The organism is Actinomycetospora succinea (assembly GCF_004363095.1).
In the GTDB taxonomy this organism is placed as follows: Bacteria; Actinomycetota; Actinomycetes; order Mycobacteriales; family Pseudonocardiaceae; genus Actinomycetospora; species Actinomycetospora succinea.
On record NZ_SNYO01000015.1, the window covers coordinates 1 to 11,732 of the forward strand.

Annotated in this window: 14 protein-coding genes and 1 tRNA gene; 8 read left to right on the top strand and 7 right to left on the bottom strand. The window is 73.5% G+C overall.

The features are described 5' to 3' along the window. Positions 1-115: 115 nt before the first annotated feature. Complete coding sequence (locus EV188_RS29910; RefSeq protein ID WP_133830005.1) at positions 116-838, top strand: hypothetical protein; 723 nt, start codon at positions 116-118, stop codon at positions 836-838. 69 nt (positions 839-907) lie between these two features. On the opposite strand, the gene EV188_RS29915 is transcribed toward EV188_RS29910, so the two are convergent. Then, positions 908-988: transfer RNA gene (locus tag EV188_RS29915), tRNA-Tyr, on the bottom strand. 108 nt (positions 989-1,096) lie between these two features. On the opposite strand from EV188_RS29915, the gene EV188_RS29920 reads away from it, so the two are divergent. Then, positions 1,097-1,588, top strand: a complete 492-nt coding sequence (locus tag EV188_RS29920; protein ID WP_133830006.1) for a YajQ family cyclic di-GMP-binding protein — start codon at positions 1,097-1,099, stop codon at positions 1,586-1,588. Between the two features lie 8 nt (positions 1,589-1,596). Then, a complete protein-coding gene (locus EV188_RS29925) occupies positions 1,597-2,100 on the top strand; it encodes a GNAT family N-acetyltransferase (protein WP_243742097.1) in 504 nt (167 codons plus the stop codon). A 16-nt stretch (positions 2,101-2,116) separates the two neighbouring features. Here EV188_RS29925 and EV188_RS32850 read toward each other — a convergent pair whose 3' ends face one another. Next, on the bottom strand, positions 2,117-2,851 hold the full coding sequence (locus EV188_RS32850) for an excalibur calcium-binding domain-containing protein (RefSeq protein WP_243742098.1): 735 nt from the start codon (positions 2,849-2,851) through the stop codon (positions 2,117-2,119). A 235-nt stretch (positions 2,852-3,086) separates the two neighbouring features. Here EV188_RS32850 and EV188_RS29940 point away from each other — a divergent pair, with 235 nt between their 5' ends. Then, positions 3,087-3,305 carry a hypothetical protein gene (locus tag EV188_RS29940; protein WP_133830007.1) on the top strand — a complete coding sequence of 73 codons (219 nt, stop codon included), beginning with the start codon at positions 3,087-3,089 and terminating at the stop codon, positions 3,303-3,305. 41 nt (positions 3,306-3,346) lie between these two features. Next, complete coding sequence (locus EV188_RS29945; protein WP_133830008.1) at positions 3,347-4,717, top strand: NAD(P)/FAD-dependent oxidoreductase; 1,371 nt, start codon at positions 3,347-3,349, stop codon at positions 4,715-4,717. Here the strand turns inward: EV188_RS29945 and EV188_RS29950 are convergent. From EV188_RS29950 to EV188_RS29970, 5 genes are all read right to left on the bottom strand, one after another. Continuing rightward, positions 4,692-5,240: a Clp protease N-terminal domain-containing protein gene (locus EV188_RS29950; protein WP_133830009.1), complete on the bottom strand. Its 549-nt coding sequence runs from the start codon at positions 5,238-5,240 to the stop codon at positions 4,692-4,694. The two genes, EV188_RS29945 and EV188_RS29950, sit on opposite strands and share 26 nt — an antisense overlap. 67 nt (positions 5,241-5,307) lie before the next feature. Next, complete coding sequence (locus EV188_RS29955; RefSeq protein ID WP_133830010.1) at positions 5,308-5,772, bottom strand: GNAT family N-acetyltransferase; 465 nt, start codon at positions 5,770-5,772, stop codon at positions 5,308-5,310. Then, positions 5,765-6,148 (bottom strand): VOC family protein, encoded by a 384-nt coding sequence (locus tag EV188_RS29960; RefSeq protein WP_133830011.1) that lies wholly within the window; start codon positions 6,146-6,148, stop codon positions 5,765-5,767. Before EV188_RS29960 ends, EV188_RS29955 begins: the two co-directional genes overlap by 8 nt. 98 nt (positions 6,149-6,246) lie before the next feature. Next, positions 6,247-7,080: a zinc metalloprotease HtpX gene (gene htpX / locus EV188_RS29965; RefSeq protein WP_133830012.1), complete on the bottom strand. Its 834-nt coding sequence runs from the start codon at positions 7,078-7,080 to the stop codon at positions 6,247-6,249. A gap of 65 nt (positions 7,081-7,145) precedes the next feature. Further along, the gene (locus tag EV188_RS29970) at positions 7,146-7,712 is read right to left on the bottom strand and encodes a PaaI family thioesterase (RefSeq protein ID WP_243742099.1); all 567 of its coding nucleotides are present in this window, start codon (positions 7,710-7,712) and stop codon (positions 7,146-7,148) included. A gap of 71 nt (positions 7,713-7,783) precedes the next feature. Between EV188_RS29970 and EV188_RS29975 the strand changes: the two genes are divergently transcribed. The 3 genes from EV188_RS29975 to EV188_RS29985 all read left to right on the top strand — a co-directional run bounded on the left by EV188_RS29975 (position 7,784) and on the right by EV188_RS29985 (position 11,726). Further along, entirely contained in the window at positions 7,784-8,578 is a 795-nt protein-coding gene (locus EV188_RS29975) for an enoyl-CoA hydratase-related protein (RefSeq protein ID WP_133830014.1), read from the top strand. A 167-nt stretch (positions 8,579-8,745) separates the two neighbouring features. Continuing rightward, positions 8,746-10,632 (top strand): 2-oxoacid:acceptor oxidoreductase subunit alpha, encoded by a 1,887-nt coding sequence (locus EV188_RS29980; RefSeq protein WP_133830015.1) that lies wholly within the window; start codon positions 8,746-8,748, stop codon positions 10,630-10,632. Then, the gene (locus EV188_RS29985) at positions 10,629-11,726 is read left to right on the top strand and encodes a 2-oxoacid:ferredoxin oxidoreductase subunit beta (RefSeq protein WP_133830016.1); all 1,098 of its coding nucleotides are present in this window, start codon (positions 10,629-10,631) and stop codon (positions 11,724-11,726) included. The genes EV188_RS29980 and EV188_RS29985 overlap by 4 nt, the downstream gene beginning before the upstream one ends. Positions 11,727-11,732: the final 6 nt, after the last annotated feature.

Consider the following 11,732-nt stretch of genomic DNA (forward strand, 5'->3'; position numbering starts at 1 on the left):
TCAACCATCTGGGATCCGGTTCGGACAGTGCTCACCGGCCGGCGGCTCGGACACCGGAGTCTGGACCACGACCACGCCGGTGTAGCCCCATTAGGACGGCACCTAGGCTCCTGGGGTGGGTGACGAGCGGGACCGCACGGTGCAGCTCCTGCGCGCCCGCATCCAGACCCGGCTGGAGGGCTCGCGGCGTCTGATCGGCCGCGCCCACGGACTCGCCCGTGATCACGACCGCTTCGCCCACGCCGTCCGGCTGCGCGCCCGCCGGCGCGCCGGGGACGTCGTGAACAGGTGGCCCCGGGTCCACGGCCTGGCCTCCGTCGGCGGGGGGCAGCAGTACGACGAGCTCCTCGACCTCGTCCTCGACTCGGCCCGCCTCCTGTTCGGCGACTGCCGGTCGATCAGCCTCACCACCGTCGACCAGCTCGGGGACGGCGGGCGCCCCCGCCGCACGGCGGCCTCCACCGGCGTCGCGGCGGAGATGGACAGCGCCGCGTTCCGGTTCGGGGAGGGCCCGTGCGTGGAGGCCCTCGAGCTGGACCTGGCGGCCGTCGTCCGCGTCGACGACCTCCTGGCCGGGGGTGAGGCCTCGCGGTGGCCACGCCTGGCGCGGGTCGCCGAGGAGCTCGGGGTGCGCTCCGCGCTGTCGATCTCGGTGCCCTGGAACGCCGACCGCGTCGGCCTGCAGGCGGAGCAGCACGCCCTCGGGGCCGTCAACCTCTACGCGGCGGCGACCCACGCCTTCGAGCAGACGGAGCTCCACGCGCTGATGTTCGGCGCGTGGGCCGGGTCGATCCTGACCGGCATGGAGCCTGCCGAGACCTTCGACGGCGACTTCTAGCCTGCGGCGCCGCGCCGGCGCGGCCCGATCATGGAAAAGACCCGTCCTCGGTGGAGAACGGGCCTGGTGTGGCGGGTGAAGGATTCGAACCTTCGAAGCTTTCGCGACGGATTTACAGTCCGCTCCCATTGGCCGCTCGGGCAACCCGCCAGGGTGTGCCGTCCCGCAGGATGACGTCGGAGAGACTACAGACCGGGGCTCCGCGTCCGTGCAGGCGGGGCCCGACGAGCGTCAGCCGACCCGTCAGGAAGGACGATCATGGCGAACCCCTCGTTCGACGTCGTGAGCAAGGTCGACCGGCAGGAGGTCGACAACGCGCTCAACCAGGCGAGCAAGGAGCTCACGCAGCGGTTCGACTTCCGCGGCACGGGCGCCGACGTGACCTGGGCGGGCGAGGAGGCCATCACGATCAGCGCCGAGACCGAGGAGCGCTGCACCGCGGCCATCGACGTCTTCAAGGAGAAGCTGATCAAGCGCGGCATCTCGCTGAAGGCGTTCGACGTCGGCGAGCCCGCGATCTCGGGCAAGACCTACAAGGTCACCGGCTCGCTCGTGCAGGGCATCAGCAAGGACAAGGGCAAGGAGATCTCCAAGGTCATCCGGGACGAGGGCCCCAAGGGCATCCAGGCCCAGATGCAGGACGACCAGCTCCGCGTCACCGGCAAGAAGAAGGACGACCTCCAGGCCGTCATCTCCCTGCTCAAGGAGCGCGACTTCGAGATCGCGCTGCAGTTCACGAACTACCGCTGACGGCGTCCGTGGCCGTGCGTGACCGCCGACCGGGGGACCTCGACGCCCTCGCCGCGGCGCTGGTCGAGGTCCACCGGGTCGACGGCTATCCCGTCGAGGGCGTCGCCGACCCGCACGCCTGGCTCACCCCGCGCGGCACGCTGCACGCGTGGGTCGCGACGGTCGACGAGGCCGTGGTCGGGCACGCCCTGGCCATGACCGCCCAGCCCGAGATCGCCGCCGTGGACGCCTGGGTGCAGCACGGCGGGGACATCGCCACCACCGTCGTCGGTGCGCGCCTGTTCGTCGCGCCCGCGGGTCGCGGCCGGCGCCTGGGCACGAGGCTCGCCCGCACCCTCACCGACTGGGCCACCCACCATGCGCTGGACATCGTCGGCGACGTGATGACCAAGGACACCACCGCCGTCGCGATCTACGAACGCCTCGGCTGGCACCGGCTCGGCACCACGATGCACGACACCGGTCGCGGTACCACGGTGCCGGCGTACCTGTACGCGAGCCGGGAGCCGTGATCCAGGCTCCGGGTCTTCAGACCCGGCGGTGACGCCCGGGACGGGCGTGGCGGACGACGACGGCACCGGCGACCGCGGCCGAGCCCAGGAGGGCGTAGGAGAGCGCGTCGGCGCCGTCGGCCGGGGCGGAGCCGTCGCCGGCCTCGACGCCGCCGACCGGGTAGGCGTTCCCGGTGTGCGCGGTCTCGGTGACGGCGGCGGGGCGCACCGCGGCGGCGTCGTCGTCGCTGGCATCGTCGTCGCTGTCGTCGGCGTAGCCGAACGACTCGCAGGCGACGCCGTCGTCGTCGGCGTCGAGGCGCTCGGGGTCGCTCGGGTCGTCGTCGAGGACGGCCTGCGCCTCGGCCTGCGAGGAGAAGTCGGCGCAGTCGCGGTCCTGCGACGGTGCGGTGCGGGTGGAGGAGCCGGTCGACGACGACTCCGACCTCACGGGCGTGGCGTGCGAGGATCCGGAACCCGAGGAGGACGTCGAGTCGTCGGTGAGGCCGAGGTCCTCGCTCACGGGCCGGTGCGGCAGGCGCTGGCAGGCAACCCCGTCCCCGTCACGGTCGAGATCGTGCGGGTCCCCCGTGGTGGTGTCGAAGAAGTCCTGGGCGTCCTCCTGGTACGTGAAGTCGTCGCAGTTCTTGTCGCCGGGACCGGCGGCCAGCGCCATCCCCGCGCCGGGGCCGAACACACCGAGCAGCGTCAAGGTCCCGAGGGCGGCGGCGCGGGTGCGGCGGGTCCGGCGGGCGGCGCGGTGAGCAGGCACGGAGGGTCTCCCGAGGTGGTGTGGTGGAGCGCGACGTCGCGCTCAGCACCACCGTCGCCGCGGGGCCCGCGGTCGTTAGGGCCGAGCGCGGGAACCACTCGTCCGGGGTCGATCCGGACGTCCGGGACAACCGCGCGGGTCCCGGCACGTCCTCGCGGGGATGCGCCCGAACCCCAGGGTCGGGCTCAGGGTCCTCCCGGAGTCCACGGCGCCGACCGTCGAGCACGCTCGGGTCATGCCCTCCTCCCGGTCGTGGCTCGCGGTCGCGGCGCTGCTCGTGGCGCTCCCGTTCGGCGCCGGGCACGTCGACCCACCTCCGGACCTCCCCAGCACGGAGGTGGTCACCGGCACCGTGGGCCAGCACGGCGCGCCCCGCCCCGTCCCCGCACCGGAGAAGGCCCCGGTCCCCGCTCCCGACCTCGAACGCGGGGTCGTCCCGGACTCGCCCGCGTGACACCCACGCCGCACCGGCGCCGCGTGGGGTAGGCAGAGCCCATGAGCGAGCGGATCGTCGTCGTGGGTGGCGGCTTCGCGGGGTCGGACGTGGCGCGGCGGCTGGAGAAGCTCGCGCCCGACGCGGCCATCCGGCTCGTGTGCCCCGACGACTACATGCTCTACCTGCCGCTCCTGCCGCAGGTGGCCGCCGGCTTCCTGCCGGCGGCGGCCGCGGTCGTGTCGCTGTCACGACGGCTGCGGCGCACCGTGCTCGTGCCCGGGCGCGCGACGGGCGTCGACCTCGCCGCGCGGCGGGTGCTCGTCCGCAGCATCACCGGCAACCCCGAGGTCGTGCCCTACGACCGGCTGGTCCTGGCGCCGGGCAGCGTCACCAAGGTCATGGACATCCCCGGCCTGCGCGAGTACGGCCGCGGCTGCAAGACCCTCGCCGAGGCCGCGTTCCTGCGTGACCACGTGCTGGCCCAGCTGGAGGTCGCGAACACCTCGCACGACCCCGACGAACGGGCCCGGCGCTGCCGCTTCGTCGTCGTCGGCGGGGGCTACGCGGGCGTCGAGACCGCGGCCAACCTGCAGCTGACGACCTCCGTGGTGGCCCGGCGCTTCCCCCGCATCGACCCGGCGCTCGTCCAGTGGCACGTCGTGCAGCACCACGACGGGCTCATGCCCGGCCTCGGCGACCGGCTCGGCGAGGACACCCGGCGCGTGCTCGAGTCCCGCGGCATCCACGTGGACCTCGGGGTGGGCGTCACCGCCGTCGACGACGAGACGGCGACGCTCTCGGACGGGCGCGAGCTCCCGACCAAGACGCTGATCTGGACCGCGGGGGGCTCGCCCAGCCCGCTGATGGGCAGGCTCGACGCGGCCACCGACCACGGCCGGCTGGTCGTCGGGGCGGACCTGGCGGTGCCGGGGCACCCGGAGGTGCTGGCGCTCGGGGACGCCGCGGCCGTGCCCGACCTCGCCACGGGCGGCGGCGCCGTCTGCGCCCCGACCGCCCAGCACGCCTCGCGCCAGGCGCGCACCACCGCGGCCAACGTCGCCGCGAGCCTGACCGGGCAGCCGACGCGCGAGTACCGCCACCGCGACCTCGGCATGGTCGTCGACCTCGGGGGCGCCGAGGCCGTCGCCAAGCCGTTCGGCGTGGACCTCAGCGGAGTCCCCGCCGCCGGGGTGACGCGGGCCTACCACCTCTGGGCGATGCGGGCGCCCGCCGCGATCGCCCGGGTCGCCGCGGCGTGGGCGCTGGGCGCCGTCGAGGGCCCGAGCACCGTCCGCCTCGGCTTCCTGACCGGGGCGAGCGGACGGCTCGCCGAGTTCGAGCACACCGACGACTACCTGGACCCCACCGAGACGCGGGAGGCCATCGCCGCGATCCCCGACGGCCTCACGCCTCGCGGGTCTCCAGCGTGACGAGGCGCCGGTCGATGCGCCCGAGCGCGTCGAGGATCCGGTCGAGCTGGGGCATGACGAGCGCCGCGGCGGCGTAGGGGCGCGGGCTGGTGTCGGCGGCGAGCTCGCGCCGGGCCTCGGCGCGCAGCCGGTCGACGTCGACGTCGAGGGCGTGCAGGACCTGCGACGCGTCCTCGGCGTCGTCGGCGAGGACGGCGACGAGGAGGTGGCGCACGCCGAGGGTCGGGTCGGCGGACTCGTCGGCGACGCGGACCGCGGCGTCGAGCGCGGCGACCGCCCCCGGGGTGTAGGGGCGGCGCCCGTGTCGCCGGTCGCCCCGGCGGTAGCGGATCGCGGCCTCGGCACGCACGCCGTCGAGGTCGAGCGCGTCGAGGACGCCCCCGCCGCGGTCACGCTCCTCCCGGGCGAGGCCGACCAGGAGGTGGACGGTCCGGACGCGGGCGTCGGCACCCCGGGCCGCCTCCTGGTCGGCGAGGAGGAACACGCGGGTGACCCGCTCCGTCTGGCGCGCGGCGATCGTCATGCGGACCACCGTCGCGCCCGCGCCGGCCCGGCACCTCGGGGAGAACCCCTGGTCCGTCCCGGGGTCGTCACCACTCCTTGGCGTAGTAGTAGCTCGGTTCGGTCGCCCCGGGCTCGATGAACGCGTAGCCGTGCGCGGCGTAGAAGCGGCGGGCGTCGACGTCCTCGCCGTCGACGTTGATCTCGACGATCCGCCCGCCGCGCCCGGCGGCCAGGGCCTCGACGGCGGTGATGATCGCGTGCCCGATCCGCCGCCCGCGACGGTCCGGGCGCACGTAGAGCTCGTCGAGCAGCGCGACGGGGCCGTCGAACCAGACGTTGGGGCGGAACGAGACGACGGCCAGACCGTCGGCCGGCCGATCGGGCGAGTCGTGGAGGAGGGCGACGAGGTCGTCGCCCCGGAGCCGCTCCGTGAGACGCGCCGTCAGGACCGCGACCCCGGGCGTCGGGGTGTCGAACTCGGTGTTGAAGTCGTCGAGCAGGGTCGCCACGGTCGCCGCGTCGTCGGGCCCGGCGCGCCGGACCTCACCCACCGGACCCGTACCGGCGGGTGATCACTTCGAAGTGGTGCCCGCCGGGGTCGTCGAAGTACAGGCCGCGGCCACCGTCGTTCGTGTTGTACTGCCCGACCCAGCGCTGCTGGGGATCGGCCCAGTACGTGATGCCGCGGTGCTGCAGCGTCGCCAGGACCACGTCGAACTCGTCCTCGCCGACGAGGAACGCGACGTGCTGGCCCGGGAACTCGAACGGCGGGACGGCGTAGTCGATGGTGAAGGTGTCGTCGACGTCGACGGCGATGAACGACCCCCAGGGGTGGGGGTCGGGCAGGCCGAGGACGTCGGCGAGGAACTGGGCGGACTCGTGCGCGTCGTGGGCGGCGAGCGCGAGGTGATCGATACGAACGGCCATGGGGTGTGTCACTCCAGGGCTCCGGCGCCTCCATCCGCCGGTCTGACACCGGCCCGGACGCGACGCTGCCGGTATCTGATCGCGGGGCGCCGGAGGCGTCAAGAGCCGTGGCGGGCCATGGCCTCGAGGCGGGCGATGCGGTCCTCGAGCGGCGGGTGCGTCGAGAACATCCGCGAGAGGCCCTCGCCCGCGCGGAACGGGTTCGCGATCATCAGGTGCGACTGGCTGACCAGCTGCGGGTCGGGCGGCAGGGGCGCGACGGCCGTGCCGTACTGCAGCTTGCGCAGCGCCGAGGCCAGGGCCAGCGGGTCGTGCGTGAGCGTCGCGCCGCTGGCGTCGGCCTGGTACTCGCGGGACCGGCTGATCGACATCTGGATGATCGCGGCCGCGAACGGCCCGATGATCGCGACGGCGAGGGTCGCGAGGAAGTTGCGGCTGCCGCCGAAGAGCTGCGCGGCGAGCACGAGGTACGACACGACGCTCGCGAGCGCGCCGGCGACCGAGGAGATGAGGATGTCGCGGTTGTAGACGTGCGAGAGCTCGTGGCCCAGCACGCCGCGCAGCTCGCGCTCGTCGAGCAGCGCGAGGATGCCGGTGGTGGCGCAGACCGCGGCGTTGCGCGGGTTGCGCCCGGTCGCGAAGGCGTTGGGCGCGTCGGTGGGGCTGACGTAGAGCCGGGGCATGGGCTGGTGCGCGTCGGTCGCGAGCTCGCGGACGATCCGGTACATCACCGGCTGCTCGGCCTCGCCGACCGGGCGGGCGTGCATCGCGCGCAGCGCGAGGCGGTCGGAGAAGAAGTAGGAGTAGCCGTTGACGCCCAGCGCGACCACCAGCGCGATCAGCAGCCCGGTGCGGCCGAAGAGCGAGCCGATGATCAGCACGATCGCGCTCATCAGCCCGAGCAGCGCGGCCGTCTTCAGTCCGTTGCGCACCCTGCTCCTCCCTCGTACGTGCTCCACCAGGGACAACGATGGCAGGAGGATGCCCGTTCCCGCGCTCAGTGTGCGGCGCGCGCGGCCTCGATCACCTCGCGGGAGGCCCCGAGCGCCTCGAGGTCCTCGGGACGCCCGTGGCGCAGGAAGTGCTCGACGCCGACCTTGAGGAAGAGGGCACGTGCGGTGCCGGCGACCTCGCCGTCGAGATCGCCGAGGCGGGCGTCGCCCGAGACGTAGATCTTGCGGCCGACGACGGCGTCGACACGCGAGCGCAGCCACAGTGCGGTGCCGACGGGGACCGGGCGGCGGAAGTCGGTCTCCAGGCGCGCCGTCACCGCGGAGCGCGAGACCTGCGTGTAGGCGGTGCCGAGGGCGTCGTCGAACGCCGTCATGAGCATCCCGCCGTGCAGCAGGCCCGGCGCGCCCTGGTGCTCGTCGAGGACGTCGAAGCGGCTGACCACGGAGATCCCGTCGTCCCCGACCCACGACCGGATGCGCAGGCTGCCCGGCACGTCGCCGCAGCCACGGCATCCCTCGAAGTGCGAGGTGGTGCGCTCGCCCGGGGCGGGCGCCTTGGGGTTGCGCTGCGGCGGCTCGGCGTCCGCCGGCGGCTCGATCGAGATCGGCACGCGCCAGACGTTACCCATGGCAACGACTCCCGGGCCGCGAGCCGCGTCACGTGGACGGCATGCTGGTGGCCATGTCTGACCCGGATGTCCGCGTCGAGCGCCTCGACGGTGTCGCCCTGCTCACGGTCTCCGACCCCCGGCGGCGCAACGCGATGACCGGCGCCCTCTCCGAGCGCCTCGTCGCCGTGCTCGGCGAGGTCGCCGCCGACGAGGCGGTGCGCGCCGTCGTCGTCACCGGCGACGACGACCCGAAGCCGGCCTTCTGCGCGGGCGGCGACCTCGACGAGCTCGCGGCCGCGGGCGAGGCGGGCCCGGACGCGCTCGAGCACATCTACGCCGGCTTCCTGGCCCTCGCCGAGTGCCCGCTGCCGACGTTCGCGGCCGTCGACGGGCCCGCGGTCGGCGCCGGGCTCAACCTCGCGCTCGCCGCCGACGTGCGCATCGCCGGCGACACCGCCCGCTTCGAGCCGGGCTTCCTGCGCCTCGGCGTGCACCCCGGCGGCGGCATGACCTGGATGGCGCAGCGGCTCCTCGGCCCGCAGACGACGACGGCGATGCTGCTCGGCGGCGAGGGTCTCGACGCCGCGCGGGCCGCCGAGCTGGGCCTGGTGCTGCGGGTGGCCACGGGCGAGGGCAGCGATGGGCGATCGGCGGCGGTCGCCGAGGCCCTGCGCATGGCGTCGGTCGCGGCGGCCGCGCCGCGCGAGCTCGTCGTCGCCACCAAGGCGACGCTGCGGGCGACCGCGCAGCTCGACCGGCACCGCGACGCCGTCGCCGTCGAGGTCGGGCCGCAGCTCGAGTCGCTGCGCTCGGAGGGGTTCCGCGAGGGCCTCGCCCGCGTGCGGGCCGCGACCGGGAAGAAGTAGCGCGGTCCCGCGACACGGAACACCGGCCGTGCACGATCGTCCTTTTTCGGTCCAGGCTGTGACCCACGACCAGCCGCCGACAGGTCACGGAGCGGTGAGGTTAGCCTGGGTAGTCCGCTTCCTGAGCGGACGTACCCACGAGGAGTGCGAAGGGACGGAAGAGCTCGATGAGCACTGACACCGCCGTCGGGCCGCCGAGTCGGGAGGTGCGCCAGACCCATCGGGTCGTCATCCGCTTCGCGGGCGACTCCGGGGACGGCATGCAGCTGACCGGTGACCGGTTCACCTCCGAGGCCGCGGCATTCGGGAACGACCTCGCCACACTGCCCAACTTCCCCGCCGAGATCCGCGCCCCTGCCGGGACGCTTCCCGGGGTGTCGAGCTTCCAGCTCCACTTCGCGGACTACGACATCCTCACGCCGGGCGACCGCCCCGACGTGCTGGTGGCGATGAACCCGGCCGCGCTCAAGGCGAACATCAAGGACCTCCCGCACGGCGGGATGCTCATCGTCAACACCGACGAGTTCACCAAGCGCAACCTCGCGAAGGTCGGCTACGAGTCCAACCCCCTCGAGGACGACTCGCTCGAGCCCTACACCACGCACCACGTCGCCATGGCGACGCTGACCCGCGGGGCGCTCGAGCCGACCGGGATGAGCAAGAAGGACGCCGAGCGCGCGAAGAACATGTTCGCGCTCGGCCTGCTCTCATGGATGTACCACCGCGGCACCGAGGGCACCGAGCAGTTCCTGCGCGAGAAGTTCGCCAAGAAGCCCGAGCTGGCCGAGGCGAACATCCTCGCCTTCCGCGCCGGCTGGAACTACGGCGAGACCACCGAGAGCTTCGCGGTCACCTACGAGGTCGCGCCCGCGCGTCTCGCCGAGGGCACCTACCGCCAGATCACCGGCAACCTCGCGCTGGCCTACGGCGTCGTCGCCGCGGGGCAGCAGTCGAAGCTGCCGGTGTTCCTCGGGACCTACCCGATCACCCCGGCGTCCGACGTCCTGCACGAGCTCTCGAAGCACAAGGGCATGGGCGTCACGACGTTCCAGGCCGAGGACGAGATCGCGGGCATCGGCGCCGCGCTCGGCGCGTCGTTCGGCGGCGCCCTGGGCGTCACGTCGACGTCCGGCCCGGGTGTCGCGCTGAAGTCGGAGACGATCGGTCTCGCGGTGGCCCTCGAGCTGCCGCTGCTGATCCTCGACGTCCAGCGCGGCGGCCCGTCGACCGGCCTGCCGACCAAGACCGAGCAGGCCGACCTGCTGCAGGCCATGTACGGGCGCAACGGCGAGGCCCCGGTGCCGATCATCGCGCCGCAGTCCCCCGCCGACTGCTTCGACGCCGCCCTGGACGCCGTGCGGATGGCGCTGACCTACCGCACCCCGGTGTTCCTGCTCTCCGACGGCGCGATCGCCAACGGCTCCGAGCCGTGGGCCATCCCCGACGTGGCCGATCTGCCCGACCTGACGACGACGTTCGCCACCGAGCCGAACGCGCCCGACGGGTCCGGGGAGTTCTGGCCCTACCTGCGCGACGCCGACACCCTGGCCCGCCCGTGGGCGATCCCGGGCACGGCGGGGCTCGAGCACCGCATCGGCGGCCTGGAGAAGGCCGACGGCCGCGGGACGATCTCCTACGACCCGGACAACCACGACCGCATGGTCCGGCTGCGCCAGGCCAAGATCGAGGGCATCGAGGTCCCCGACCTCACCGTCGACGACCCCGACGGCGACGCCGACGTGCTCGTCATCGGCTGGGGCTCGTCGTTCGGCCCGATCGGTGCCGCCTGCCGCCGGGTCCGCGCCGCGGGGATGTCGGTGGCCCAGGCCCACCTGCGCCACCTCAACCCGATGCCGTCCAACCTCGGCGACGTGCTGCGCTCGTACCGCCGGGTGGTCGTGCCGGAGATGAACCTCGGGCAGCTCTCGATGCTGCTGCGCGCGAAGTTCCTGGTCGACGCGCACTCGTACACCAAGGTCGCCGGCCTGCCGTTCCAGGCCGAGGAGCTCGCCGGCGTCCTCACCGACGCCGTGAAGGGGGACCTGCCCGCATGACCGCCGTGGAGCTGGGTCAGCCGTCGTTCGGTGGGGGTCTCGACCTCGTCCCCACCACCGACGAGACGCAGAAGGCCAAGGACTACACCTCCGACCAGGAGGTCCGCTGGTGCCCGGGCTGCGGCGACTACGCCGTGCTCGCGTCCGTGCGCTCGTTCCTGCCGGAGCTGGGGCTCAAGCGCGAGAACATCGTGTTCGTCTCGGGCATCGGGTGCTCGTCGCGCTTCCCGTACTACCTCGACACCTACGGCATGCACTCGATCCACGGGCGCGCGCCGACGATCGCGACGGGCCTGGCGGTCACGCGCCCGGACCTGTCGGTCTGGGTCGTCACCGGTGACGGCGACGCACTGTCGATCGGGGGCAACCACCTGATCCACGCGCTGCGCCGCAACATGAACATCACGATCCTGCTGTTCAACAACAGGATCTACGGGCTGACCAAGGGCCAGTACTCGCCGACCTCCGAGGTCGGCAAGGTCACCAAGTCCACGCCGATGGGCTCGGTGGACGCCCCGTTCAACCCGGTGTCGCTGGCCCTGGGTGCCGAGGCGACGTTCGTGGGCCGCGCGCTCGACTCCGACCGCAAGGGCCTCACCGAGGTCCTGCGCCAGGCCGCCGCGCACCGCGGGGCCTCGCTCGTCGAGATCTTCCAGGACTGCCCGATCTTCAACGACGGGTCGTTCGACGTCCTGCGCAAGGGCGACGAGGTGGCCGAGCGGCTGATCCCGCTCGTCGACGGCGAGCCGATCCGCTTCGGCAACGAGGGCGAGTACGGCGTCGTCCGCTCGGCGTCCGGCGGCCTCGAGGTCGCCCGCATCGCCGACGTGGGCGAGGACGCCGTGGTCACCCACCGCGCCGGCGAGGAGGACCCGACGCAGTCCTTCGCGCTCTCGCGCCTGTCCGACCAGGACCTCACGCACACCGTCACGGGCATCTTCCGCAAGGTCGACCGCCCGACCTACGACGACGGCGCGCGGGGCCAGGTCACGGCGGCCACCGAGCAGGCCCAGCAGCGGGGTGACAACCTCCAGGCCCTGCTCTCCGGCAAGGACACCTGGGCGGTCCTGCCGGAGCCCGAGAACGAGCAGTAGGCCCCT